The sequence below is a fragment of the Pedobacter faecalis genome, assembly GCF_030182585.1.
Classification (GTDB): Bacteria; Bacteroidota; Bacteroidia; order Sphingobacteriales; family Sphingobacteriaceae; genus Pedobacter; species Pedobacter faecalis.
On sequence record NZ_JARXOW010000001.1, the window covers coordinates 1,638,039 to 1,661,520 of the forward strand.

Annotated in this window: 29 protein-coding genes; 16 read left to right on the forward strand and 13 right to left on the reverse strand. The window is 46.8% G+C overall.

Annotation, left to right across the window (positions count from 1 at the left end; translation table 11 throughout):
• Positions 1 to 22: 22 nt before the first annotated feature.
• The 5 genes from QEP07_RS07305 to QEP07_RS07325 are packed head-to-tail and all read right to left on the reverse strand — an operon-like array spanning position 23 to position 6,610.
• Entirely contained in the window at positions 23 to 835 is an 813-nt protein-coding gene (locus tag QEP07_RS07305) for a 3-keto-disaccharide hydrolase (RefSeq protein WP_285009250.1), read from the reverse strand.
• On the reverse strand, positions 832 to 2,106 hold the full coding sequence (locus QEP07_RS07310) for a dicarboxylate/amino acid:cation symporter (RefSeq protein ID WP_285009251.1): 1,275 nt from the start codon (positions 2,104 to 2,106) through the stop codon (positions 832 to 834). Before QEP07_RS07310 ends, QEP07_RS07305 begins: the two co-directional genes overlap by 4 nt.
• Positions 2,107 to 2,130: 24 nt before the next feature.
• Positions 2,131 to 3,276 carry a formylglycine-generating enzyme family protein gene (locus QEP07_RS07315; RefSeq protein WP_285009252.1) on the reverse strand — a complete coding sequence of 382 codons (1,146 nt, stop codon included), beginning with the start codon at positions 3,274 to 3,276 and terminating at the stop codon, positions 2,131 to 2,133.
• Positions 3,277 to 3,282: 6 nt separating this feature from the next.
• Positions 3,283 to 4,932 carry an arylsulfatase gene (locus tag QEP07_RS07320; protein ID WP_285009253.1) on the reverse strand — a complete coding sequence of 550 codons (1,650 nt, stop codon included), beginning with the start codon at positions 4,930 to 4,932 and terminating at the stop codon, positions 3,283 to 3,285.
• A gap of 1 nt (position 4,933) precedes the next feature.
• A complete protein-coding gene (locus QEP07_RS07325) occupies positions 4,934 to 6,610 on the reverse strand; it encodes an arylsulfatase (RefSeq protein ID WP_285009254.1) in 1,677 nt (558 codons plus the stop codon).
• A gap of 171 nt (positions 6,611 to 6,781) precedes the next feature.
• On the opposite strand from QEP07_RS07325, the gene QEP07_RS07330 reads away from it, so the two are divergent.
• On the forward strand, positions 6,782 to 7,177 hold the full coding sequence (locus tag QEP07_RS07330; protein ID WP_285009255.1) for a group III truncated hemoglobin: 396 nt from the start codon (positions 6,782 to 6,784) through the stop codon (positions 7,175 to 7,177).
• A 44-nt stretch (positions 7,178 to 7,221) separates the two neighbouring features.
• Positions 7,222 to 7,806 carry an HPP family protein gene (locus QEP07_RS07335; protein ID WP_285009256.1) on the forward strand — a complete coding sequence of 195 codons (585 nt, stop codon included), beginning with the start codon at positions 7,222 to 7,224 and terminating at the stop codon, positions 7,804 to 7,806.
• Here QEP07_RS07335 and QEP07_RS07340 read toward each other — a convergent pair.
• The gene (locus QEP07_RS07340) at positions 7,803 to 8,147 is read right to left on the reverse strand and encodes a HopJ type III effector protein (RefSeq protein WP_256004069.1); all 345 of its coding nucleotides are present in this window, start codon (positions 8,145 to 8,147) and stop codon (positions 7,803 to 7,805) included. The genes QEP07_RS07335 and QEP07_RS07340 overlap by 4 nt on opposite strands.
• 84 nt (positions 8,148 to 8,231) lie before the next feature.
• Between QEP07_RS07340 and QEP07_RS07345 the strand changes: the two genes are divergently transcribed.
• From QEP07_RS07345 to QEP07_RS07390, 10 genes are all read left to right on the forward strand, one after another.
• Positions 8,232 to 10,043 carry a glycoside hydrolase family 2 protein gene (locus tag QEP07_RS07345; RefSeq protein ID WP_285009257.1) on the forward strand — a complete coding sequence of 604 codons (1,812 nt, stop codon included), beginning with the start codon at positions 8,232 to 8,234 and terminating at the stop codon, positions 10,041 to 10,043.
• A 4-nt stretch (positions 10,044 to 10,047) separates the two neighbouring features.
• The gene (locus tag QEP07_RS07350; protein ID WP_285009258.1) at positions 10,048 to 10,557 is read left to right on the forward strand and encodes a GNAT family N-acetyltransferase; all 510 of its coding nucleotides are present in this window, start codon (positions 10,048 to 10,050) and stop codon (positions 10,555 to 10,557) included.
• 12 nt (positions 10,558 to 10,569) lie between these two features.
• Entirely contained in the window at positions 10,570 to 11,043 is a 474-nt protein-coding gene (locus QEP07_RS07355; protein ID WP_285009259.1) for a low affinity iron permease family protein, read from the forward strand.
• A 41-nt stretch (positions 11,044 to 11,084) separates the two neighbouring features.
• Positions 11,085 to 12,014, forward strand: a complete 930-nt coding sequence (locus QEP07_RS07360; protein ID WP_285009260.1) for an endonuclease/exonuclease/phosphatase family protein — start codon at positions 11,085 to 11,087, stop codon at positions 12,012 to 12,014.
• A gap of 31 nt (positions 12,015 to 12,045) precedes the next feature.
• Entirely contained in the window at positions 12,046 to 12,549 is a 504-nt protein-coding gene (locus tag QEP07_RS07365; RefSeq protein ID WP_285009261.1) for a DUF892 family protein, read from the forward strand.
• Positions 12,550 to 12,575: 26 nt separating this feature from the next.
• Complete coding sequence (locus tag QEP07_RS07370; RefSeq protein WP_285009262.1) at positions 12,576 to 12,905, forward strand: hypothetical protein; 330 nt, start codon at positions 12,576 to 12,578, stop codon at positions 12,903 to 12,905.
• Positions 12,902 to 13,960, forward strand: coding sequence for a glycoside hydrolase family 5 protein (locus QEP07_RS07375; RefSeq protein ID WP_285009263.1), 1,059 nt, complete (start codon positions 12,902 to 12,904; stop codon positions 13,958 to 13,960). The genes QEP07_RS07370 and QEP07_RS07375 overlap by 4 nt, the downstream gene beginning before the upstream one ends.
• A gap of 92 nt (positions 13,961 to 14,052) precedes the next feature.
• Complete coding sequence (locus tag QEP07_RS07380; protein ID WP_285009264.1) at positions 14,053 to 14,427, forward strand: cupin domain-containing protein; 375 nt, start codon at positions 14,053 to 14,055, stop codon at positions 14,425 to 14,427.
• Between the two features lie 219 nt (positions 14,428 to 14,646).
• Positions 14,647 to 14,997 (forward strand): DUF2200 domain-containing protein, encoded by a 351-nt coding sequence (locus tag QEP07_RS07385; RefSeq protein WP_285009265.1) that lies wholly within the window; start codon positions 14,647 to 14,649, stop codon positions 14,995 to 14,997.
• Between the two features lie 19 nt (positions 14,998 to 15,016).
• Complete coding sequence (locus tag QEP07_RS07390; RefSeq protein ID WP_285009266.1) at positions 15,017 to 16,426, forward strand: alpha/beta hydrolase family protein; 1,410 nt, start codon at positions 15,017 to 15,019, stop codon at positions 16,424 to 16,426.
• 5 nt (positions 16,427 to 16,431) lie between these two features.
• Here QEP07_RS07390 and QEP07_RS07395 read toward each other — a convergent pair whose 3' ends face one another.
• Together QEP07_RS07395 and QEP07_RS07400 are read right to left on the reverse strand one after the other, a co-directional pair.
• On the reverse strand, positions 16,432 to 16,968 hold the full coding sequence (locus QEP07_RS07395; RefSeq protein ID WP_256004048.1) for a type II secretion system protein GspG: 537 nt from the start codon (positions 16,966 to 16,968) through the stop codon (positions 16,432 to 16,434).
• Position 16,969: 1 nt separating this feature from the next.
• Complete coding sequence (locus QEP07_RS07400) at positions 16,970 to 17,728, reverse strand: hypothetical protein (protein WP_285009267.1); 759 nt, start codon at positions 17,726 to 17,728, stop codon at positions 16,970 to 16,972.
• A 126-nt stretch (positions 17,729 to 17,854) separates the two neighbouring features.
• Here QEP07_RS07400 and QEP07_RS07405 point away from each other — a divergent pair, with 126 nt between their 5' ends.
• Entirely contained in the window at positions 17,855 to 18,376 is a 522-nt protein-coding gene (locus QEP07_RS07405) for a hypothetical protein (protein ID WP_285009268.1), read from the forward strand.
• A 44-nt stretch (positions 18,377 to 18,420) separates the two neighbouring features.
• Here the strand turns inward: QEP07_RS07405 and QEP07_RS07410 are convergent, their stop codons facing one another.
• Both QEP07_RS07410 and QEP07_RS07415 read right to left on the reverse strand, forming a co-directional pair.
• Positions 18,421 to 19,176: a hypothetical protein gene (locus QEP07_RS07410; protein WP_285009269.1), complete on the reverse strand. Its 756-nt coding sequence runs from the start codon at positions 19,174 to 19,176 to the stop codon at positions 18,421 to 18,423.
• Between the two features lie 63 nt (positions 19,177 to 19,239).
• On the reverse strand, positions 19,240 to 19,839 hold the full coding sequence (locus QEP07_RS07415) for an FMN-dependent NADH-azoreductase (RefSeq protein ID WP_285009270.1): 600 nt from the start codon (positions 19,837 to 19,839) through the stop codon (positions 19,240 to 19,242).
• A gap of 112 nt (positions 19,840 to 19,951) precedes the next feature.
• On the opposite strand from QEP07_RS07415, the gene QEP07_RS07420 reads away from it, so the two are divergent.
• Positions 19,952 to 20,305, forward strand: a complete 354-nt coding sequence (locus QEP07_RS07420) for a winged helix-turn-helix transcriptional regulator (protein ID WP_285009271.1) — start codon at positions 19,952 to 19,954, stop codon at positions 20,303 to 20,305.
• Here QEP07_RS07420 and QEP07_RS07425 read toward each other — a convergent pair.
• Positions 20,302 to 20,778 carry a hypothetical protein gene (locus tag QEP07_RS07425; RefSeq protein ID WP_285009272.1) on the reverse strand — a complete coding sequence of 159 codons (477 nt, stop codon included), beginning with the start codon at positions 20,776 to 20,778 and terminating at the stop codon, positions 20,302 to 20,304. The genes QEP07_RS07420 and QEP07_RS07425 overlap by 4 nt on opposite strands.
• 122 nt (positions 20,779 to 20,900) lie before the next feature.
• Between QEP07_RS07425 and QEP07_RS07430 the strand changes: the two genes are divergently transcribed.
• A complete protein-coding gene (locus QEP07_RS07430) occupies positions 20,901 to 21,311 on the forward strand; it encodes a helix-turn-helix domain-containing protein (protein ID WP_285009273.1) in 411 nt (136 codons plus the stop codon).
• Positions 21,312 to 21,317: 6 nt separating this feature from the next.
• Positions 21,318 to 21,959 (forward strand): alpha/beta fold hydrolase, encoded by a 642-nt coding sequence (locus QEP07_RS07435; RefSeq protein WP_285009274.1) that lies wholly within the window; start codon positions 21,318 to 21,320, stop codon positions 21,957 to 21,959.
• On the opposite strand, the gene QEP07_RS07440 is transcribed toward QEP07_RS07435, so the two are convergent.
• Together QEP07_RS07440 and QEP07_RS07445 are read right to left on the reverse strand one after the other, a co-directional pair.
• The gene (locus QEP07_RS07440) at positions 21,956 to 22,693 is read right to left on the reverse strand and encodes a DUF2927 domain-containing protein (protein WP_285009275.1); all 738 of its coding nucleotides are present in this window, start codon (positions 22,691 to 22,693) and stop codon (positions 21,956 to 21,958) included. The genes QEP07_RS07435 and QEP07_RS07440 overlap by 4 nt on opposite strands.
• Positions 22,693 to 23,349, reverse strand: a complete 657-nt coding sequence (locus QEP07_RS07445) for a DUF2927 domain-containing protein (protein ID WP_285009276.1) — start codon at positions 23,347 to 23,349, stop codon at positions 22,693 to 22,695. Before QEP07_RS07445 ends, QEP07_RS07440 begins: the two co-directional genes overlap by 1 nt.
• Positions 23,350 to 23,482 lie beyond the last annotated feature (133 nt).

Below are 23,482 nucleotides of genomic sequence, written 5' to 3' on the forward strand. Positions count from 1 at the left end.
ATTCGCTGGATACCAGCCAATATTACTTACCCTGTTTAGTTAAACGACGTATTTTTATATTGCAGAAATCGATGGGCTGCCCCTCGCTTTGAAGCGCAATAAAACCACTGCTCAGCAACTTGCCGTCCACCTTATATTTCGGATCATACCGGTTTGCAATACCGCCACCAATCTGCGGTTTAGAATACTCGAGCACCGTATCCCCATTAATCACATGCCTGATCAGCGAATCGCCCAACACGATAAGTTCGCCGCTTACCCATTCATCACGGCCATATGTTTTCGACGTTGAATTGATACAATGGTCCGCAGCGATCCTGCCTTTATACACTACATTAGTACCCGGCGAACACATATTACCAGTCGGGCGCGGCCTGCCATCCCCAAGTCCGGCCAGAAGCTGCATCTCAATAGAGATTGGCCAGTCTTGTTCCTTCAGCATCGTGCGCGGGTCCTGAGAATGAAACATCACCCCGCTGTTAAGTAATGTATAATCGGGCGCACCACGCTGCAGTTCCCCTGCAAAGCGATATTCAAATTTCAAATGGTAATAAGAAAATGGTGTCTTGTAGTACAGGTGTCCGAACTGATCGTTGAAGTCGCCATACTGATCATACCGGATCTTGATCAGACCGTCATCCACCCTGAAAGTATTCCCAAAGTTTACACCAGTCTCATGATGGTGTATTTTGACGCGCCAATCCTTAATATCCCTGCCGTTAAAGAGCGACTCCCAGCCGCGTTCTTCGGCAACCGCATCAGCACCCTTTTTTACACCACTGCAGCCCCATATACACGCGGCTATACCCACCGCAGCTATCCAGTTAAATTTCATACAATATCTTCTTCAGTTCTTTCTATAGCGTCCGGATTCGTCGCCCGGAGGTACTTCTTCTCGTCAAAATCGTTTTCACTTTTCGCGATCACAATGGCAGCAATACCATTGCCTATCATATTGGTAATCGCGCGGGCTTCCGACATGAAACGGTCGACCCCCAGCAATATCGCAATATGTTCAACCGGCATGATCTTTAGCGCTGTCAGCGTCGAGGCCAGCACAATAAATCCACTTCCGGTAACACCCGCGGCACCCTTGGAGGTCACCATCAGCACTGCAAGTATACTCAACTGCTGGCCTACCGACAAATCCACATGGAACACCTGACACAGAAAAATGACCGCCATCGAGAGGTAGATCGCCGTACCATCCAGGTTAAACGAGTAGCCCGTCGGGATTACCAAACCTACAACAGATTTTTTGCAGCCAATAGCCTCCATTTTCTGCATCATACTCGGAAGAACAGACTCCGAGGAAGATGTACCGAGCACAATCAGGATCTCCTGCCTGATGTACCTCAGGTAAGTCCACAAGCTAAACTTATAATACCGGCAAATGCCATTTAGTACAACAAAAATAAAAAGCGCGCATGTCAGGTATACAGAAGCCATTAGTTTTGCCATAGGTAAAAGCGTATGCAGGCCATAAGTACCCACACTATAAGCCATTCCGCCAAATGCCCCAATCGGGGCCAGACGCATCACAATCTTCATAATGTTGAAAAAAACCTTCGACAACTTATCGAAAGTACTCAGCAAAGAGGCGCCCTGCTCTCCCATCTTACTTAACCCATAACCGAAAAGTATAGCAAAGAACAATATCTGCAGGATGTCGCCCGTACTAAAGGCTTCAAAAATATTATGTGGAATGATGTGCGCAAAGAACTCCGCCCAATTGATCTCCCCGGCTTTATCAGCATAATCCTTCACCTTGTTCACATCCCCCGATGCTGTCTGAACGCCCTCACCGGGCTTTACCACATTCGCCACGACCATCCCGATCATAATAGCCAGCGTAGTCACAATCTCAAAGTACAGCAAAGCTTTACCACCTACCCGGCCAACTTTCTTCATGTCGCCCATATGTGCAATACCCAGCACGATCGTCAAGAAGATGATCGGTGCAATGAGCATGCTGATCATATTGATAAAGCTCTGGCTGATCAGTTTCGCATGTGGCGCAAACTCCGGGATAAAAGCCCCGACCAAAATGCCGAACGTAATAGCTATGAGCACCTGAAAAGTCAGGTTAGAAAAAACTTTCTTCATAGCATCCAATATAGAAAATTCCGGTTAGTTTCCAGCCACGCAACGGAAACCAGTATTTTCCAGTCCCGTATCGGGTGAAGACTTCATCCGCGAGGTCACTTTATAGCCCTCACAATAAGATGCATTGCACATAAACGAACCACCCCGGGTTACTTTTTTCGGCACAAAAGGCTCATCCGGATCATAGCCCTTAGCCGGCCCCTTGGGGTTTACAGTTCCTTTTCCGGGCAAAGTCGCATAATAATCCGCTGTATACCAATCCGACACCCATTCCCACACATTCCCGGCCATATCGTACAAACCATATTTGTTCGGAGCGAACGAACCGGTTGGGGCCAGACCAGAAAATCCGTCCCATGAGGTATCCCTGTCGGGGAAGCTGCCCTGCCAGGTATTCGCTTTTGGTTTGCCCTGTTCAACCGGATCATTTCCCCATGGATATATCGCATTTTCCGCACCACCGCGCGCGGCATATTCCCACTCCGCTTCGGTTGGCAAACGTTTGCCTGCCCATTTCGCGTAAGCGGTGGCATCCTCCCACGAAACCTGTGTAACCGGGTAATCGTCTTTGCCATCAATACTACTACCGGGTCCCTGCGGATGCCGCCAGTTTGCTCCCGGAGTCCAGCGCCACCATTGCGCGGCATTGTTTAGCGGTACAGGATGATTTGGCGGATTGAACGTTAGACCAGCCGGCACAAGCACATCATCAGGCGGCTTTGGCGTGCCGGGAGGCAACTGCTTCTTGAGTTCTTCCCAATCGGGCTTACGCTCTGCCACAGTTTTATAGCCTGTAGCCTTTACAAAGGCTGCAAACTGTGCATTAGTAACTTCCTTCTCGTCCATCCAGAAACCATCCACTTTTACCTGATGCGCAGGATATTCATCGGCCCGTCCTCCAGCCGTCGCAGCCCCCATAGAAAAGGATCCGCCTTCAATCCACTTCATGCCACGCTTAGACCCGGCTTTCGATGCTGTGCCGGCTCTCAAATCCGGTGCTGCCGCAGCACCAAATCTGCTCGGCATATGACTATGGCAGGATGCATCATCAGCGGTTTTCTTTTCCAGATTTTCTTCACCTGCCTTCGGCTGGCAAGAGCCGCAAAACAATGCCACGATAAGCATCAAACCACAACTTCCAAACAAGCGCCTGCTAACCCTCTTTTTCATATCTCTCTACTTCCTTCTCGAAGCTAAAATCTTTCTGATCTCATTCCAGGGCTTAACGCCAGTATGTAACGCCCATTCATCATAAGCTGCAGATAACCTGCGAACCTGCTCTGGATTTTTTTCTGCCAGATCATTCAGTTCAGATCTGTCTTTGCTAATATCATATAGCTGCCACTTCCGTGGCTTCCCTTCCTCATATTCGCACACCAGTTTCATATTGCCCAGCCTAACCGCCGAATTGCCTTCATGCTCCCAAAAAATCGGCTGAGCATGCACTGGCTTTTCAACACCCCGGATAACAGGCAGCAGGCTTTTGCCAGCCATAGGCAAAATATCCTGCCCCTTGTACCTTGCCGGGTATTTCGACCCCGAAACCTCTACTACTGTCGCCATAAGATCCGGGAGAAACCCATACTGGTCAGTAAATTTACCATTTTTATTTTTAGGGATTGCTTTAGGCCAATGAACAATAAGCGGTGTGCTGATACCACCCTCGTTCACCCAATGTTTGTACTTTTTAAACGGCGTGTTCGAGGCGTTGGCCCATGACTGGCCGTAACTGAGCATATAACCCCGCTTCGAACCTAAATTCTCTTTAAGACCTCCACCCAGATCCCCGCCTTCTGCGCATGCGCCATTATCAGATAAAAAGAAGATCAGCGTATTCTCAAGTTCACTCGATGCTTCTAGTGCTTTGATCACCCGCCCGATATTCTGGTCCATGCGGTCAATCTGAGCCGCATACAGCGCCATCCTGAAATCCATCTCATCCTGCTTTTCGGCAGAAAGCTTGTCCCAGTCGGCCGCATCATCCTTACTTAACCCCGCCTCTGCTGTCAACACGCCCGATTGTATCATCCGGGCGTACCGTTCTTTCCGTAGTGCTTTCCAGCCCGACTTATATTTGTTCCGGTATTTATCAACGTCGTCTTTCAGCGCATTAAGAGGCCAATGCGGACTCGTATACGCCAGATACATGAAAAAAGGCAATTTGCTTTCCTTGCGATTTTCGTCTAAAAACTTTACAGCGTAATCCGTCAGCGCATCGGTCAGATAAAAATTATCGCCCTCCGGTTCCACCTGTTCATTCATCAATGTCAGCCCCCTGGGCCCCGTCGGGGTAAAGTAGTTTGCCGCTCCTGCGAGTATCCCATAGTACTTATCAAAACCGCGTTGAAGCGGCCATCTTTGCTGACCATGATATCCGACATGCCATTTACCGGACATCAGCGTCTGATATCCGGAACCCTTCAATACCTCGGCTATCGTAACGCAATTATTATTTAAAGCCCCCTGGTATCCTTTCAGATTATAGTTGTAGGCCACACTGTCTTCCGGATCATTGGTCATGTGCCCGATGCCTGCCTGATGCGGATACAGACCTGTTAATAAAGAAGCACGAGTCGGACAGCATCGGGCATTGTTATAAAACTGCCGGAAGCGGATGCCATTTGCCGCCAGCCGGTCCAGATTGGGGGTCGACACTTCACTCCCGTAACTTCCAATATCGGCATAGCCCATATCGTCGGCCATAATAATCATAATATTCGGACGGCTGTCTGCAGCCTTGCCCGGCTTGATCTCATCAACCGTCTTAAAGGCGTAAGCACCGGCCAACAGCGCAATAGTAACAGCGCTTCCAATGATGTATCTCATATTATGGCTTAGGTAACACATGATGATTCTTTGCCCATTCATCCCACATGGCCGACATGGCTTTGACTTTGTCGGGATGCTGACTGGCAAGATTGTTCAGTTCGGTCGGATCGTCCGTCATATTGTACAGCTGCCACTTCCGGTCGGGACCGGCAACCACCAGTTTCCAGTTGTCATACCTCACATACTTGCTGCCCTCATGCTCATTACACAATACGGAATGCCCCTCAACCTTTTTACCTCTAAACAGTGGTGCCAAACTCTTACCTGCCAGCGGCGTAATCATATTTCCGTTATATTCCTTCGGATAAGCCGCCCCTGTAACATCAATAAAAGTCGCCATAAAATCCATTACATGGCCAACCTGCGCAGATTTACTCCCTTTCTTTTTAATGCCGTCAGGCCAGGAAACGATCATAGGCGTGTGAACGCCGCCCTCCAGCGATTGCGACTTCCATAGCCGGAAAGGCGTATTGGCTACATTGGCCCAGCTCGGCCCAATCGAGAAGAAGGTTGTCTGCGGACCAGGCATTACCGATTTGTCTGTCGCATACGAGATCTTTCTCCCGTCCCGCGTTTCGCCCGGTCGGTCAAAACCCGGTCCATACCTTTCTGAAAGCTCGGCACTGGCACCATTATCACTTAAAAATACGATGATGGTATTGTCCAGTTCACCCGTATCCTCAAGCGTTTTCAACACACGTCCAATCCCTTGATCCATCCTGTCTATCATCGCCGCATGCACCGCCATTGCCCGGGCATCCCATTCTTTATGCGGGTTATTCTCCCAGGTCATTTGAGCAGGGTTGCGCGGTGACAGCTTCACCTTGGTTGAATCGATCAAACCAAGCTTAACCATCCGCTGATAGCGGTTGCGTCTGATGGCCTCCCAGCCGACTTTATAGGTATCCTTATACTTTTCAATATCTTCAGGAAGCGCCTGGATTGGCCAGTGTGGCGCATTGTGCGCCATATATAGAAAGAACGGCTCACCTTTTTTTGCAAATTCACGGATATAACCGGAAGCCTTATCGTTAATTGCATCGGTATGGTAATAATTTGCAGGCACCTGCTTAACAGGCGTAGTGCCCTCTACCAGGCTAAAGGGATCATAAAAATCAATCACACCCCATATCGTCCCGTAAAACTTATCAAACCCTCTTTTCGTGGGATATTGCTCCAGCGGCGAAAAGAGCGGATATTCTGCGCGGTGACTAAGCCATTTGATTTGTTCCTCTTTTTCCTGTGTAATTGTGTTAGAAACATGCCACTTACCCACCATCGCCGTGCTATAGCCGGCCTGCTTCAGTACTTCGGCAATCGTAACGGTATTTTTCCCAAGGTGACCGCGATAACCACTGTCATTTTCTGCGGTAGTCATATGCCCTATCCCCGCATCGTGGTTATAGAGACCAGTCAGCAGCGAGGCTCTGGTCGGGCAGCACCTCGACACGTTGTAAAACTGGGTAAACTGCATCCCCTGCTTTGCTATACGGTCCAGATTCGGCGTATTAATCTCACCGCCATAACAGCCCAGATCGGAGTAACCCAGATCATCGGCCAAAATCAAAATGATATTAGGCTTTTTTGGTTTTTTAGGGAGTGCTCGCGACATAGATGCGAGTGGCGCAGCCAGAAATACAGCAAGCAAAACATAGACAGCAGTTCTTTTTTTCATACCTCTCAGAAGCTTTAAAATTTGGTTATACAACAAGTCCGGCACTCCGGCTGTCTGCAAATTAAATAATTAGCTTTTGATTAACCTGATCAATCTTAGGTTCTTTTGTATCATTTTAGAAATAATGACCTGCATCATTTTGCACGCCAGCAGGAGCCGTATCTTTGCACTATGGCAGCATCAAAAGATATCAGTACGGATGAGGATATTGTTTTATTGGTCGACACCTTTTACACCAATATCCGGGAAAACGAATTACTCGGACCTATCTTCGGCGCCATAATCAACGACCGCTGGCCCGAACATCTTGAAAAGATGTACCGTTTCTGGCAAACGGTGTTGTTAGAAAAACACAATTACAGCGGAAGCCCCTTCCCACCGCATGCAAACATGGCCATTGGCAAGCACCATTTCGATACCTGGCTGACTTTGTGGCGCACTACGCTGAACAGTCTCTTCGCAGGGCCGCTTACCGAAGAAGCAAAGTGGCGTGCAGAAAAGATGGCGACAATGTTCCTGTCCAAAATCGAATATTACCGAAACCACCCCGGCTTCCCATTAATGTAACGCAGCATTGCCGAATCCGGCAGCGAATATTAACTTTGCGCCGAATGAGGCGAAAGATCAGAAAACATGTACGTGCCGCAAGGTATATCCTGTATAAAGAAACGCTGGTCGACCGGAAAGAACACTTCTGGACTTTCCTTGGTTCTTTTACCGGCATAGCGCTTATCGGCCTGCTGCACAGTCCGTATTTTGAAGCGCACGACAATCTTTTCCTGATCGGCTCTTTTGGTGCCTCCGCCGTACTTATCTACGGCGTTATCAATAGTCCCCTCGCACAGCCACGGAACCTGATCGGCGGACACGTCATTTCGGCTATCATCGGCGTTACCATCCATAAACTGATACCCGGCGAACTCTGGCTTGCCTCAGCGCTGTCTGTGTCGCTATCCATAGTCTGCATGCAGATCACTAAAACCCTGCATCCTCCCGGAGGCGCAACCGCCCTGATCGCTAATATCGGATCGGAAAAAATCTTATCGCTCGGGTACCTTTACGTGATCAGTCCCGTACTGTCGGGATGTATTATCCTTCTGGCCGTTGCCATATTTTTCAATAACAGAACCTCGCATAGAAGTTATCCGAGAAACAAACGCTGGTATCTTTTCTGGAAACGCTACCGCCGTCCCTAAGACTTAGCCTTTAAAGCCACACCCTCGAAGGCAACGCCCTCCCAGCCCCGGGCCATAAACTGCCTGATGTTCTGATGATCTGTACCTTCCGGGGTCGCAAGCACTGCTTCGTAATGCTCGGCAAACAACTGTAAAGTGTCTTCTTCCGAGAGCCCGTTAAGCTTTGCAAAAGTCAGCACCTTCGCGCTACCCTGATTTTGCGAAGCCTCGTTGTAAACCTCTCCATTCCTGAAGGCCGTCGGGGTATGATCATAACGTTCCTCTATAAAGGCAATCAGGCCCGAAAAATTCATGTTCTTCGACTGAATAAGGTTCAGCAAACCGGCAATATCTTCTTTCATAATATTCTTAAGCGAGCTGCAAACATATACTTTTGTACAATTAGCACCAAACCCATATATTACATTCAAAAAATATCATAGGTTATGACAATATCTAAGAGACTGCTTTTCATCATCTTAGTGATCGCAACAGCGATCATGGTGCACACAGCATCCGGCCAGAAGCCGAAACTACCCACAAAATGGACACAGGCTGCCATGAACACAGATATGCCGTCTCCAGATTATCCCCGACCGCAGTTACAGCGGGCCGACTGGCTTTCGCTTAACGGAAAATGGGATTATCTTGGCGGAAAGCAGGTCGAAAACGCCTTGAACCCAATAAGGCCAATAAACTTTGAAGGCAAAAAAGAAACCATCCTTGTGCCCTACTGTCCGGAATCAGTACTTTCGGGTATAGAGCGTAACCAGGAAATCAATATGTGGTACCGGAGGAACTTTGAGATCCCGGCATCCTGGAAAGGTAAGCAGGTGATCATCCACTTCGACGCGGTTGACCACGACGCCACGGTGTTTGTAAACGGACAAAAAGCCGGCACTCACGCAGGCGGCTACGATGCCTTCAGCATCAACATCACACCTTTCCTAAAAAAAGGAAGTAATGTTTTGATTGTTGCAGCGCACGACCCTAACGATGGCAAGACACCCTCCGGCAAAAACGGTCCGCGCGGCGACTACACCTTTACCTCCGGCATCTGGCAGAGTGTGTGGCTGGAACCAGTTGGCAAAAACTACATCAAAAACCTAAAGCTAACGCCCGATGTGGCTAATAGCCGCTTGCAGATTACGGTAAGCGCTGATGTCGCACAGATCACAGCAGCGGCCCTTGACGGTAAAAAAGTTATTTCAGAGACAAAGGCGCAAGCTGGGACCACATTCTACCTTCCGGTGCCAAACCCTAAGCTATGGTCGCCAGACGACCCTTTCTTATACGACCTCAAGCTCACGCTATACGATAAAAGCGGAAAGGTCACCGACGAGGTCACCAGCTATTTCGGCATGCGCGATGTGCGCCTTGGCAAGGTAAATGGCGTGGTAAGACCCCTGCTCAACAATCAATTTGTGATGCAGGTGGGCTTGCTGGATCAGGGTTACTGGCCCGATGGTATTCTGACGGCTCCGACAGATGAGGCACTTAAATACGATGTAGAATTCACAAAAAGAGCTGGTTTCAACCTGATCAGGAAACACATGAAAACCGAACCTAAGCGCTTCTATTACTGGGCCGACAAGCTTGGCCTGCTTGTGTGGCAGGATATGCCTGCCATGTGGTATCAGCATGAAGACACGGCAAAAACCAGAACCGCTTTCCGTAAGGAGCTCAAGGCAATGATGGACGATCTGCATAACCCTCCGTCAATCATAGCCTGGGTGCCTTTCAATGAAAACTGGGGAGCTTTCGACGTCAAAGAGATTACCGACTGGGTGAAAAAGTATGATCCCTCGAGGCTGGTCAACGGAAACTCGGGATTCAATAACAACCCTGGCTATCAGAAAGCGGCCGGAGATCCGGGAAATGGCGACTTTGTGGACACTCACATTTACATAGGCCCGAACGACGCCTCAAAGCCGGACGATAAGCGGGCAGCCTCTCTGGGTGAATACGGAGGCGTCGGACTGTTTGTGAGGGGACATATGTGGCCGGTTGACAACAATGCCTACGGTTACGAACCAACAAAGGAAAGGCTCACCGACAAGTATGTACTACTGATGGACCAGGTAGAGCAACTCATGAAGTATAAGGGATTAAGCGTCGCTATTTATACGCAGACCACCGATGTAGAGCACGAAATAAACGGGCTGCTCACGTATGATCGTGCCTTTGAAAAAATGGAGGTTGAACGGGTGCGCGAGGTAAATCAGGCAGTAATCAATGAAAGTAAAAAGATCAACTAATTAAATGGAATACAACTTCAGAAAAGCTGGCGCCAACGAAATTGACCAGATATGGGCTATTTTGGCAAAGGCGATTGAAAGAAGAAAGGCAGAGGGCAGCGAGCAATGGCAAGACGGCTACCCCAATATGGAAGTGGTCCGAAACGACATCAGCAAACAGGCAGGATATGTGCTGACGGAAAAAGACCAGATTGTGGGGTACGTAGCAGTACTAGTAAACGACGAGCCAGCGTACGACAATATCGAAGGAAAATGGCTTAGTACGGGCGACTTCGTTGTCATACACCGGGTAGGCATAGCTGAAAGTCACCTGGGAAGAGGTCTGGCAAGACAAATGCTTGAACATATCGCCCGCTTTGCGGCAGAACGAAACATACCCAGCATCAAGGCCGATACCAACTTCGACAACCCCGCCATGATCCGGACTTTTGAAAACGCGGGGTATGTGTACTGCGGGGAAGTACTTTTAAGAGGAAAATCGCGGCGGGCGTACGAAAAAGTTTTGCATAATTAACACCTATAAAAGATGGCAAAAAAAAAGAAAATCGGCTGGTTTGAAAACGTAGCGAACCTGATCACCTGTTGGGTTGGAAGCGGGCCTGCCTTTGGCATTGCAGCGCTGGTGGTGATTGTCTGGGCCATTAGCGGTCCCCTCTTTCATTTTTCGGAGACCTGGCAATTGGTCATCAATACCGGCACAACGATCGTTACCTTTTTAATGGTTTTCCTGATCCAAAAATCACAGAACAAAGACAACAAGGCTATCCAGTTAAAGCTCAATGAACTTATTGCAGCCTCCCGTCACTCCAGTAACCGTATGGTCGATATCGAAGATCTGAGCGAAGAAGAGTTGGATCAACTGCACAAATATTATAAACGCCTGTCAGACATTGCCGAAGAGGACGAGGATATCCACACGTCTCATTCCATAGATGAAGCCGAAAAAATACAGGCCGCTAAAAGATCAATAAGACAACATCACACCAATCACAAAGAATGAAATCCAGCATCCGAATCTTATTACTGATCAGCGCCTTTTGTATGTCAGTCAAACCTGTCGGCGCTCAGACGAAGCAGAACGTTCGCATCATGAGCTTTAACCTATGGCATGGCGGCGATGGCTGCAAACTGCCCAGAGACACGAGCATCAAATACGAATTGGCGGCAATCAAGACTTCAGGAGCAGACGTCGTAGGCCTGCAGGAGCAGACCAGTGGTATGGGCGACAAAACATCAAGAGCAATTATTCTTGCGGAAAAGCTGGGCTGGAACCACTATATTATAAGCGGAAGCAGGGCGGTCATCTCACGTTATAAGATAAAGCCTGTACCACCGGTAAAGCCACAACCCGCTAACCACCAAAACACCGCGGGTAAAAATTCGCAGATCGTCCTTATAGAACTGCCGGGCACCAAAACCGTTGCCTTCGGCGTGATGCACCTCATGTATACGCCGTACGAATCTTACGATATTGCCGACAAAAAATTCAGTACCGGGGCAGAGGTGATTCAATCGGCCACCAAAGCCAGAATGCACGAAGTAAAAAGCATGATGGACGAGGTGGCACCACTTATGGCCAAAGGAATTCCCGTGGTGCTGGTGGGCGACTTTAATGAACCAAGCTGTCTCGACTGGACGCCAAAGGCGATCAGGGAACGTAACGACCCCTTGCTCCCTTTCGCCGTAAACTGGCCCTGCACCGACTACATCCTTAAATCAGGATTTGTTGACGCATACCGGCAAATCCATCCAAACGTTAAAAAGAAGCCCGGCTATACCTGGACCACCAAGCCAGGCTTATGGCATAATCCCGAAATCCACGACCGGATCGATCTCATTCATGTTTCAAAAAAAGGCATCCGTGTGAAAGACGCCTTCCTGGTGGGCGATCAATCTGAGCTTTCCGACATCATAGTTACACCATGGACATCCGATCACCGGGCGGTAGTGACAGAACTGAAAATACTTTGAACGAAATCCCGGAACCAACTGTTAAGAACTCATGAAAACGCCGCCTATAAATCTGATTGATGTATTCCAGGAAATGGTATCTGCCTGTTATGCCAGCGAAAAGAAATATGAAAAGCTCTTTGAGCAGCTCTCAGAAAATGCCGCTACCGACGAACTGAAGTCCTGCTTGTCGCCCACCCGAAATGAGCTGGCACAGCATGTCGACCGCCTGGCCCAAATTTTAAAATGGCTTAAGCTGCGCCCTTCCAGGATCATGTCAAATACCGACGAAACCTTAATGGCTATGGCCAAAGAAGCATGCGGCTACAAAAAGCAGCAGTCGCCCCACAAAGACGTACAGATCCTGCAGGCAGCAAAGCTGATCACCTTTCATAAGATATCCCTGTATGGGTCTATGGAAAAAATGGCTCAGGCATTAAAAATGGAGAACGCCGCAACGCTGCTTGCCCAGTCGGCCGAAGACAACAGAAATGCCGGTGCGTACTTCACGCAGATAGAGCAAAACATTCTTTACCCGGCGGTAGCAAACGCTTGATTTAAGGGTTCTCCTATCTTATTATCATGAAGTACCGGGCAGTCACTTTCCGCAAATTACCCGCAAGTGCGATGGCGCTGTATCCTTTCATGCTCTTTAAGGACCAGCGGGCACGTAGCAATCAGCGGATCATCCGGCACGAACTCATTCATTTCAGGCAGCAACTGGAATTGTTGATTCTGCCTTTTTACCTGCTGTACCTCCTGCATTACCTGGTAAATCTAATTGTTTACCGCAATCACTACCGCGCGTATATGAACATCTGCTTCGAGCAGGAAGCCTACCAGCACGATAGCAATCCCCAGTATTTAACCACCAGAAAACCCTACGCATGGTTAAAAAAATTTGTATTATGAGACGCAGAAAATTCCTCCAGCTTGGCATGTCCTTGGCCGCATTTAGTTTAGTCGGCCCCAACTTAATTATGGGCGCTCAGTCGGCAACCAATAAACTTCCCCGGTGGCGCGGCTTTAATCTGCTGGAGAAGTTCAACGGCGATCATAACCAGCCCTTCAGGGAAAGTGATTTCAGGATGATGGCCGACTGGGGCTTCGACTTCGCTCGCCTTCCGATGTCTTACCGGTGCTGGTCTAAGCCCGGCGACTGGTTTACTATGAACGAAGCGGTATTGAAGGAGATTGACGAGGCCATCGCCTATGGCACGAAATACAAAATCCATGTAAACCTGAACCTTCACCGGATACCGGGATACTGCGTTAACCCACCCGCAGAGCCGCTAAACCTTTGGAAAGATGAGAAGGCACTGGAAGCAGCTGCCTTTCATTGGCAAACCCTTGCCAAGCGATATAAAAAAATAGGCAGCGACAAACTGAGTTTCGATCTGATCAACGAACCGGCAAACGTAAGCGAAGAGGATTATCTGAAAGTCATCACCCGGATCGTGGAGACCATCCGTAAGGAAGATCCGAAACGACTTATTATCATCGACGGCCTGCAATGGGGCACGAAACCTTTATTTGGCGCTGCCAAACTGAATGTGGCGCAAAGCACACGCGGATACGGCCCAATGCAAGTAAGCCATTACAAAGCCTCCTGGGTAAAAATGGATTGGAGTAAGCCACCTACATGGCCGCTGGTGTTGGGCGACAACGACCGATGGGACCAGAACCGCTTAAGACAAGAATTTACGCCATGGAAAAAACTTTCAGATCAGGGCGTGGGCGTACATGTTGGCGAATGGGGCGCATTTAGTCACACCCCGCACGATACAGCCTTGGCCTGGATGGAAGACAACCTGAAGATCTGGAAAGAGAACGGCTGGGGCTGGTCGCTCTGGAACCTTCGGGGGGGATTTGGTGTGCTAGACAGTGGGCGTACGGACGTTGCATACGAAGACTATCAGGGACACAAGCTCGACCGGAAGATGCTTGAGTTACTTCGCAGGTATTAAGTGCCGTGTGACAAACATCACAGAAAAGGCTGACCTGCCTTATCCTTTTTGCGCGAGTGGAGGCCGACTTTTGCTTAATAACCTAATCAACGATGAGCAACACATCCCGCGATCAACACAGAGATCTTGACGCCACATTACTTACCATGGATCTGAATTTACTTACAGATCAGATTAAAAACGAGGATGCATACCTACAGGGTGACAGGAATGCGATTACTATTTTCAAGAACCAGCAAATGCGCATTGTTCTGGTTGCGCTGCAACAGGGAACTGAAATGAAAACACATACCGCCCCGGGCATTATCAGTGTACAGGTACTGGAAGGTCAGATTGAATTTACTGCTGATGGAAGCGCGGTTGAACGAACTGCCGGACAAGCGCTGGTTCTTCATACCGGCATACCCCACAGTGTAAAAGCCCTGCAGCCATCAGTCTTTCTGCTTACCATGTCCATTGCCAACTAATTAACCACCCTTCGCCCTACCGTGGTATAACTTGGTCCAAGACTTCTTCGGGACTAGTCCACGGCTTGTTCGCAAAAAAGGTACTTTTTGTGGACTATTCCCGAACAAACCCCAGATTAATCCCAGATTTCGTGGACACTTGGTAACATCTTGCCTTTGACTTTTCCGGATAAATCCCTTAGATTGCATAATAAGATTTAATCATTCATTCTCAGGAATATGATGAACACCAGGATTTATAAAATGTCTTTTGCCGGCGTATATCCACATTACGTCCAGAAAGCAGAAAAGAAAGGACGCACCAAAGCCGAGGTAGATGAAATCATACTTTGGCTCACGGGATACGATCAGCAGAGCCTGCAAAAACACATTGACGAGAAAACGGACTTCGAAACTTTCTTTGCCAAAGCCCCGCAGATAAACCCCAATGCATCCAAGATAACCGGCGTTATTTGCGGCTATCGCATAGAAGAAATTGAAGATGAACTGATGAAGAAAATCCGTTACCTGGACAAGATGATCGATGAGTTGGCAAAAGGCAGAGCCATGGAGAAGATACTTAGGAAATAACTTACATCTATAAATCTGAATGAAACGCTTGATAATATTTTGCCTCTTAGGCGTGCTTGCTTATGGTACGTCGGCCCAAGAATCAGACCCAAGCATTTGGGAGACGAAATTGGGAGCGATCCGGATCATACTGAAAATATCCACGGACAAAACCACCGAATTAAACACAGCGCTATTTGACAGTCCCGACCAGAATGCCTTTGACATTCCGGTATCTCGCCTGGTCATCGGCACGGATAGCCTAATAGCTTTTTCTGAAGCTATGAAACAGGGCTTTAGCGGTGTATTTAATAGCGACCGTTCTAAGATTCAAGGCTTTTGGAATCACAGCTCTGGGAAAGTACCTGTTACCTTTATTAAGGTAGTGAACTTTGAGGTTAAGCGCCCCCAGACGCCCAAACCACCGTTTCCATATATCATACAAGATGTTACCTTTTACAACAAGGAGAAATCAATTCGGTTTGGCGCTACACTTACACTGCCTGACCTGAAAAGCGATTATCCGGCTGTTATTATGATTACAGGATCCGGGGCACAAGATCGGGATGAGACCGCCTTTGGACACAAACCGTTTTGGGTTATTGCTGACTACTTAAGTCGTCGTGGTATAGCCGTGTTAAGGGTGGATGACCGTGGAGTGGGCAAGAGTACGGGTGTTTTGGCAGGAGCAACTTCAGCTGATTTTGCGGATGACGTGCTTGCGGCGGTGGAATATCTAAAGAAGCAGGTAGGAATCAACACAAAACAAATTGGACTGATAGGACACAGCGAAGGCGGTGTTATCGGCCCGATTGCAGCGACCCGATCCAAAGATATTGCCTTTCTGATAAGTCTTGCTGGAGTTGGTATTAAGGGCTCTGAGTTGATGCTTGCCCAAGGCAGATGGGCGTATCGAAACATGGGGTTCACAGACGAAGAACTATCAAGAATCGACACATTAAATCGCTTGATATATGGTTTAAGCGAGCGAACCGGCGATATCCAAACACTCGCACCATTGTTAAAAAAGGAAATGGCCGGTTGGATGCAACGTCAACCGGAAAGCTTCCTGTGGAAATCTGGCTTAAAGGGCCCCAATTCTGATAAGGCCATGGCTTCAATGACTTCTGTGGTGCTCAATCCCTGGATGCGATATTTCATTGCGTACGACCCCGGAATATACTTATCCAAGTTAACTATCCCAGTCTTGGCCATAAATGGAGAAAAGGATGTCCAAGTATCCGCTATCGAAAATCTGGAGGGCTTTGGAAAACACCTTAAAGAGGCCGGAAATAAAAATTTCACGACCATCGCCTTCCCCGGACTCAATCACTTTTTCCAGCACGCTGAAACTGGCGACCTTAATGAATATGCAAAAATAGATGAGACCATTGCACCCGAGGTGCTGGAAACAATCTCGAAATGGATTAACAGTCAGTACAAGAAATAAGCAGGCTATTGTCCCTTATTATCAGCATCTATCCATATCTCAGGGTAGAAATCATCTTTCGTGTTAGGAATCCCGTCCTGCCCCATAGACGAAAGCTTATAAACATCACCTACTTTTTGATAATTGTAAAGTGTGTTTTTCCTCAGCTGAACTCCCTGGACGGCATCATGTATTGGTGCAAACTTATTATCAGTCAGCAATTGAGGCAAACTGTCCGGATATTTGCCATGCTTAATTTTGTAGGCTTCCAGGTGGCCAACCAAGCTGGTCAACTGGTTTTTCGATATTTCAGCGAAACCTTCTTTAGATAAATCACTGTGTGTCATAAAGTAAAACATTGATCCATAAACCGCAATGGTAAACACTATGCCCGAAATACCTATAGCGGCCAACCACTTATTCTTGTAAACAAATATGGCATATAACAATAGTCCGAGCCCCACAAAAGCCCCAATCAAAGGGATTATACAAAGCAATCCCAAAAGATAAGGCGGCTTTGACTGCCGAACGGGCAAGTTCTGTAATTGTGTTCCGTGTTCCATATTACAAATCCTTTAGAGCAAAATAAAGTATCCTCGGCGTCATCATCGCATTGTCTTTCACGGCGTATAAAATCTTATGATTTGTATCGGCCAATACAAGCACCGGCCGGCCGTTTGTTTCAAATTCCCTGGCAAGTTGGGGAGCAGCGACAATATGCTGGGTGTTTATGATAGGATTTTTTTTAAGCGCGGCAAAAGAATGCTCAATAGCGTGATGAGTCACAGTAATAATGGCAAGCTTGTCAGGATTATAAAACCTGCTTAGCACTTCGTTTACCGGCTTGTACGCGTCAGCTTGGCTACCGCCATAACATCCGTCGCACCAAAACACCAGCACAATAGCTTTACCCTGCAAAGCCTTCACATCAACATGGCTTTTAAAAGGTCGCAGGTCAAGTGTAACCCCCTCCTGCAGTTTCGCGCTGGCGGGCTTAAGCATAAGCTTTGTATTACGGTCGACGGCTGCCTGTCTTACGGTATCGATTTTTGTGATAAGGTGCCTGTACTCGCCGTTGACCTGAGTCCAGCCTTTTTGATATTCATATGTAGCCAGTCTGCGTACAACCTCCGCAGAGTCGACAACGTTCCCCTCCCTGTCATATACCTTTGGATCGGTAATTTTAACATTCCCGATCATGCGTTTTAACTCAGCGCCAGATACAGTACGAGTTTCGACTTTGGTAACTGTTGCGCCATTGGATTGCGCCATTGCGAATACTCCGCTAAAAGCTATGGCGGCAGTTAAAAACAACTTTTTCATTGGTTAGTCAAAGCTTATTTGATATGAGGTTAATTTTATTCTAGTAAGATAGTGAAAATATCTTTTGCTCCAACTGTTTGAAAGACTCAAACAGTAGCTTATATTTATCATGATAAAATTAACGCTATGACCGAAACAAATACCTTATGTCCTGTTTGTAACACAGCCTATCAGGAAACCTATTACACATGCAACAATTGCGAATATCCTTTACAGGGCTCGCAGCAAGAGAAAGATCATTTTATTTCGGAACGTGAGGTGAAGCATATCGAACTTGCTGATCTCGGCGGCAAAGTAACATCGGCTAAAAGATCGCTTTTTTTTGTGGCAGGTATAGAGGCAGTATTTGGCGCCATTGCCTACTTCAGTGCAAAGAGCGATGCTGATAAATTTTCAATTTTACTGGGGGAAATAGCTATAATAGGCATTTTTGCGCTCCTAGGATTTTGGGCGAAGCGGAAGCCCAAAGCTGCTCTAATCACTGGTTTGTCTACATTTGTAGCGCTGCACCTCTTGAGTGCGCTCGCCAATCCAGTGTCACTCTTCTCCGGAGTCATCTACAAAGTAGTGGTAATAGTATACCTGTTGAATGGTATTAGATCCGTATCAAAGGCTGATGCATTGAAAAAAGAGCTTAACATGGCCTAGTTGTTAATAGCTGTAGATAAACATGGAGTTTGACATGACCTCCTTTACTTCAAATCTTTGAGAGACAGAAAAAGCTTCCGTGGCGTCATTCCAGCCCAGTCGCGAATAGCATACACAATCTTGTGATCCTGGTCAGTCACCACGATCACCGGCTTGTTGCCAGTTTCGAACTTTGAAGTAAGATCAGCCGCAGCTACAATATGCTGTGTGTTCACGATAGGACTTTTTTTAAGGGCTGCTATAGATTGATCAACAGAATGATGGGTTACAGTGATAATGGCAAGCTTTTCTGACCCCTGAAACCTTGATAATACGTCATTTACGTCCTTATAGGCATCAGGAATTCTTTGATAACAGTCCTCACACCAAAATATCAAGACTATCGCCTTTCCGTTCAAGGCGTTTATGTCGGCGCGGCTTTCGAAAGGTTTAAGATCCAAGGTCATACCCTTCTGAAGCAAAGGGTTGCCAGGCTTCAGGTACTCTTCCAGCTCTCGTTCGCGCTCTATATCACGCTCGTTGAATTTTGTGAGGACGTATCTCAGGGATCCGCCAACTTCGTAGGTTCGCACCTGATATTCATAAGTGGCAAGCCGGCGCTGTACCACTGTTGAATCGAGCACATTTCCAACCAAATCATAAACACGAGAATCTGTGGGGAGCGCCTGCTTAGGCAGCCGGTTATATTCCGCCCCCGTCATAGTTCTGCGTTCTACCCTCACGCCGTTCTGCACACCCGATTGTGCCACTGCAAAAGAAGCAGTTACTAATAAAATTGCTGTAAAAATGATCCGGTTCATAAAACGTTAATTGGTCCCGTTAAGATAGTAAAAGAATTACAAACCAGATCATCACAACCCATATTAAACACTTATTTCAGCAACTGCTTTTTCCAGCGCATGATCCTGTATTCCGGGAATATTGAGACCCTCTGCTCTGTATACCGTAACATCAGTCATTCCCAAAAAGCCAAGCATGGATTTCAGGTAAGGAACGACAAAGTCGTACGGCTGATAAGGACCCTCAGTGTAAACTCCGCCGGAAGCCACGGCGAGATAGATCTTCTTATTTTTAACCAGGCCTTCAGGTCCGTGCTCCCCATATTTAAAGGTCTTGCCCGCGCGCGTGATGTGGTCGATCCAGGCCTTTAGCGACGAATGGATGGTAAAATTATACATCGGAGCGCCGATAACAATAAGATCAGCCGCCATTAGCTGATTGATTGCATTATCAGAATGCCGTATGGCTTCCTGATCGGCCGCAGTAAGCTGCTCCGTTGGCGTAAAAAAAGATTTCAGATGCTGGGCGTTAAGATGAGGGATATTCCGCTGCAGAAGATCAACCTCTTCTACCCTGCTCTCCGGATACCTTTGCTGGAGCTGCTCTACGATTGCTTTACCTAAACTGATACTCACTGAGGCCTCCTGACGGGGACTTGAAGTTAAATGAAGAATTGTTTTCATGATTATTCCGATTCAAATTATTTGCAGCAAAGTTATTGCTGCCAATCAGGGTTGAACCCATACTTCCCTGCAGGGAAGCACTTCCCTAAATGGAAGTACTTAACTTTGTATTATGGAAAATCACGAACAATGCACCGCCAGCGCTAACTATATCAGCGACGCCCTATACGTATTGGGCGGTAAATGGAAACTGGCCATTATATTTTCGCTGACCGAATCTCCCCGACGGTTTGGAGAACTGCAAAAGATCCTTAAAAGGATCGGCCCAAAGATGCTTGCCAAAGAATTAAAGGAACTTGAACTAAATGAATTTGTGGTGCGCCGGGTGTATGACGACACACCACAAAGAATCGTTTATGAAGCAACCGCATACAGCGAGTCGCTATCACATGTTCTTTCCGAACTGCGCGACTGGGGCATGCAGCACCGGGAAAAGATCAAGCAAAGTATGCGAAAGACATCCTAGCTTTCCTTGTCGCGCAGTACCACACAACTCATCTTCACGCCGCCAATCGTTCGCTCTTCCAGGGCAGCAGTATATTCCGGATACTGCCGCTCCAGATGCTGTTGCATGATCACAAACATAACGTCCGTGAGATCTGGCGGGGTATTTAACTCATAACAATACTTAGCCTGCAGCATTTGGGGTTTACGCACGTCGACAATGATCTGCTCACACGAAAACTGGTTTCCGGCACCAAGGGCAATAGCGTACAGTTCTGCCAGCGACTTGTTATATACAATGATGCGCCGGCCTTTGTTAAACCGCGAAGGTGTTATATGAAAAGACGATTCAAACCCACCTTTAAATTTGCTGAAGCCCCATTTACAGCGGTCATAGGCACTCACATCGCAGCTATTCTTCCTTTGAGCCATCACCTTATAATGCGCTGTTATAGCAAGTAACAGGATTAAAACCAGAAAACCTCTTTTAGTCATGAGCATAAAAATGCCCATCGGGTTTCGTGTGCCGAACTCTTTTAGCGGGTACTTTACACCAACACGGAAGTATTCTACCGCTTAACGAATTGCAATATCCTTCAAATATGTATATTTACGTTATGGAAACCATCAAAAAGCAAGCGCACCTGGGCAGAAAGATCAGCCGCATTCGCGAACTCAGGGGTATAAAACAAGAAGCTCTTGCAGCAGAATTAGGTGTGAGTCAGCAGACGGTTTCCAGAATGGAGGCTAGTGAATTGGTGGAAGAAGAATTGTTGCAAAGGGTAGCGAAAGTGCTAGGCGTACCAGTAGAAGGGATTAAGAATTTTAGTGAAGAAAATGTACTTAACATTATCTCGAACACTTTTACGAGCAATGACACTTCTACGCTGAATGCGATAAATGTTCAACCAACCTTCAACCCTCTTGACAAGCTGATGCAAGTGATTGAAGAAAACAAAGCGCTATACGAACGCCTACTCAAAAGTGAGCAGGAGAAAGTTGAAATACTAAAGCAGCAGCTGAAGTAGCTCAGGATGCCTGGCAGGATATACTTCATAAGTGGTCTTGGTGCAGACAGACGGGCATTTCAGAGATTAAGGTTTCCTCCAGATTACGAGTTGGTTTATCTGGATTGGATAACCCCTAAAACAGAAGAATCCTTAGAAAATTACGCTCTTCGATTATCAAATGCAATTGACACTCGCAAACCATTCTATCTAGTCGGTCTCTCATTTGGTGGAATGCTTGCAACTGAGATCGCTAAAAGACTTCAACCCAACAAAACTTTTATAATTTCCAGTGTCCCAACTTCAAAAAGTCTCCCCTGGTATTACAAATTCGCGGGAAAGCTTAAGCTACATCAATTGATCTCTCAATTTGCAAAAAGAACAAATCCGGTGACCTATGCTCTTTTTGGCCTGAAAAAACGCTCTGAAAAAAACCTGCTCGACCAAATCATCGCAGATACAGACATCAACTTTTTAAAGTGGGCACTTTCAGCAATATTGAAGTGGCGAAATGAAATAAAACCGGCTGATTTGATTCATATTCACGGCACAGCAGATAACATCTTGCCTGTCAAATTCACACAGCCAGACAGGATCATCGTCGGTGGCGGGCATCTCATGGTTTACACGCATGCTCAAGAGATCACAAATATTATAGTCGGCAGTTAAATTCCTTCTTCTAAAATCTCCCTCATCACTTCGACAGTTCGTGGTTTATGCAACCCTACTTTCATTTTGGGATGGTACAATAAGCGGATAACCTGCTTGTCCAGTTCCGATAATTTAAGGGTATGAATCTTTTCGGCACCCTTATATGCATAAAAAACGCTATTGGTATAAAGCGGTGAATCTTGCCAAAATCCCATAGCTTGCACCAGCTCTTCTAAAAGCACTGCTTTTTGCTGTAGGATCGATATATCAGCATTAACGTATATAGTTGAACTAAGGATGGAGTGTCCCTCAGTCTTTGGAACAAAACATCCCAGGTGGTCAGAGCTAAGATTCTCAAATCCCTTGACCCGTCTGGCATTCTCCAGGGTGACTATATATACCTGAACATTTGCGGAAGCTAAATCGTCCGTGAGTTCCATTTTGAAACCGTCAGTAGGAAGTTCATTAAATGCAAATATAACAGAGTCGATGAATTTCATCTGCCTGCCGTATTGAGCCGCCTCTACCACATAAATTTTAGCGTTTTCCCTAAACTTATGCGTTACCGGAGGGGCCCAACCATGTTCAGCCCCTATGCAGATATCATTGAAATAATTCATTATTTCCTGGTTCCTACGCTCCTTATGAAGTATTTCTTTCGCTTCAATATTCATCGACATTTTAGTACCTAGGAAGGTCAGCACCGCGGCTAAAATAACCGCCAATGCCATTGTGCGCTTTTTTAGTTTCATCAGTTCATAATTTCCCTCATTACTTTAACCGTTTTCAGTTTATTTAATCCGGCCTTCATTTTCGGATGGTATAAAAGGCTAATAATCTTCTTATCCTGTTCGGAGAACTGAAGTGTATTGAATTTCGATTGGTGTTTAAATTCATAGAAGATGCTTTTTACATAAAGTGGAGAAACATACAGAAGACCAACCGCGTTCATTAACTCTTGCATCAGTAGTACTTTTTGCTTTATTAATGGCTCTGTTTCGGCAATGAAGACCTGGGAGTCCGTTATATAGGTATTATTTCCTTTGGCATTTACTGTAAAATGGCCAAACGACTCAGAGGTAAGATTCTTAAAACCCTCTACACGTTTAGCCCTCTCGACCGACATAATGTATACATGAACACTAGCGGAGGCCGAATCATTTGTTAGTTCCATCTTAAAGCCATCGGTCGGCAGCTTATTAAATTCAACCAGAACAGAATCTATAAATTGCATCTGCTCACCGAACAGATTTGAGTTTACCACATAAATTCTGGCGTTACTCTTAAACTTCCGCGTAACCGGCTTAGCCATGTTATACTCATCTCCAATGCAGATGTCGTTGAAATAACTCATGATTTCGTGATCTTCCCTTTCCTTCAGAATCATCTCCTTGATTTCCAAATCCATGATAGATCTTGTTGCAAGGAAAGTGATTAGGGAGGTCAAAATAACCATGAGTGCGAGAAGCAGGGAGCGCTTATTTAGTAACATATACCAATATAGCACTAATTCTCCAATGTTCCGGCGTCAACAACCCATG

Excerpts from the sequence above, each read along its gene's own strand:
- QEP07_RS07310 (WP_285009251.1), bottom strand. The coding sequence starts at position 2,106 with ATGAAGAAAGTTTTTTCTAACCTGACTTTTCAGGTGCTCATAGCTATT.
- QEP07_RS07375 (WP_285009263.1), top strand. The coding sequence starts at position 12,902 with ATGAGACGCAGAAAATTCCTCCAGCTTGGCATGTCCTTGGCCGCATTT.
- QEP07_RS07345 (WP_285009257.1), top strand. The coding sequence starts at position 8,232 with ATGACAATATCTAAGAGACTGCTTTTCATCATCTTAGTGATCGCAACA.
- QEP07_RS07355 (WP_285009259.1), top strand. The coding sequence starts at position 10,570 with ATGGCAAAAAAAAAGAAAATCGGCTGGTTTGAAAACGTAGCGAACCTG.
- QEP07_RS07360 (WP_285009260.1), top strand. The coding sequence starts at position 11,085 with ATGTCAGTCAAACCTGTCGGCGCTCAGACGAAGCAGAACGTTCGCATC.
- QEP07_RS07335 (WP_285009256.1), top strand. The coding sequence starts at position 7,222 with ATGAGGCGAAAGATCAGAAAACATGTACGTGCCGCAAGGTATATCCTG.
- QEP07_RS07330 (WP_285009255.1), top strand. The coding sequence starts at position 6,782 with ATGGCAGCATCAAAAGATATCAGTACGGATGAGGATATTGTTTTATTG.
- QEP07_RS07420 (WP_285009271.1), top strand. The coding sequence starts at position 19,952 with ATGGAAAATCACGAACAATGCACCGCCAGCGCTAACTATATCAGCGAC.
- QEP07_RS07415 (WP_285009270.1), bottom strand. The coding sequence starts at position 19,839 with ATGAAAACAATTCTTCATTTAACTTCAAGTCCCCGTCAGGAGGCCTCA.
- QEP07_RS07425 (WP_285009272.1), bottom strand. The coding sequence starts at position 20,778 with ATGACTAAAAGAGGTTTTCTGGTTTTAATCCTGTTACTTGCTATAACA.
- QEP07_RS07390 (WP_285009266.1), top strand. The coding sequence starts at position 15,017 with ATGAAACGCTTGATAATATTTTGCCTCTTAGGCGTGCTTGCTTATGGT.
- QEP07_RS07400 (WP_285009267.1), bottom strand. The coding sequence starts at position 17,728 with ATGAAAAAGTTGTTTTTAACTGCCGCCATAGCTTTTAGCGGAGTATTC.
- QEP07_RS07365 (WP_285009261.1), top strand. The coding sequence starts at position 12,046 with ATGAAAACGCCGCCTATAAATCTGATTGATGTATTCCAGGAAATGGTA.
- QEP07_RS07445 (WP_285009276.1), bottom strand. The coding sequence starts at position 23,349 with ATGGATTTGGAAATCAAGGAGATGATTCTGAAGGAAAGGGAAGATCAC.
- QEP07_RS07405 (WP_285009268.1), top strand. The coding sequence starts at position 17,855 with ATGACCGAAACAAATACCTTATGTCCTGTTTGTAACACAGCCTATCAG.
- QEP07_RS07385 (WP_285009265.1), top strand. The coding sequence starts at position 14,647 with ATGATGAACACCAGGATTTATAAAATGTCTTTTGCCGGCGTATATCCA.
- QEP07_RS07320 (WP_285009253.1), bottom strand. The coding sequence starts at position 4,932 with ATGAGATACATCATTGGAAGCGCTGTTACTATTGCGCTGTTGGCCGGT.
- QEP07_RS07315 (WP_285009252.1), bottom strand. The coding sequence starts at position 3,276 with ATGAAAAAGAGGGTTAGCAGGCGCTTGTTTGGAAGTTGTGGTTTGATG.
- QEP07_RS07380 (WP_285009264.1), top strand. The coding sequence starts at position 14,053 with ATGAGCAACACATCCCGCGATCAACACAGAGATCTTGACGCCACATTA.
- QEP07_RS07430 (WP_285009273.1), top strand. The coding sequence starts at position 20,901 with ATGGAAACCATCAAAAAGCAAGCGCACCTGGGCAGAAAGATCAGCCGC.
- QEP07_RS07435 (WP_285009274.1), top strand. The coding sequence starts at position 21,318 with ATGCCTGGCAGGATATACTTCATAAGTGGTCTTGGTGCAGACAGACGG.
- QEP07_RS07370 (WP_285009262.1), top strand. The coding sequence starts at position 12,576 with ATGAAGTACCGGGCAGTCACTTTCCGCAAATTACCCGCAAGTGCGATG.
- QEP07_RS07305 (WP_285009250.1), bottom strand. The coding sequence starts at position 835 with ATGAAATTTAACTGGATAGCTGCGGTGGGTATAGCCGCGTGTATATGG.
- QEP07_RS07325 (WP_285009254.1), bottom strand. The coding sequence starts at position 6,610 with ATGAAAAAAAGAACTGCTGTCTATGTTTTGCTTGCTGTATTTCTGGCT.
- QEP07_RS07350 (WP_285009258.1), top strand. The coding sequence starts at position 10,048 with ATGGAATACAACTTCAGAAAAGCTGGCGCCAACGAAATTGACCAGATA.
- QEP07_RS07340 (WP_256004069.1), bottom strand. The coding sequence starts at position 8,147 with ATGAAAGAAGATATTGCCGGTTTGCTGAACCTTATTCAGTCGAAGAAC.
- QEP07_RS07440 (WP_285009275.1), bottom strand. The coding sequence starts at position 22,693 with ATGAAACTAAAAAAGCGCACAATGGCATTGGCGGTTATTTTAGCCGCG.
- QEP07_RS07410 (WP_285009269.1), bottom strand. The coding sequence starts at position 19,176 with ATGAACCGGATCATTTTTACAGCAATTTTATTAGTAACTGCTTCTTTT.
- QEP07_RS07395 (WP_256004048.1), bottom strand. The coding sequence starts at position 16,968 with ATGGAACACGGAACACAATTACAGAACTTGCCCGTTCGGCAGTCAAAG.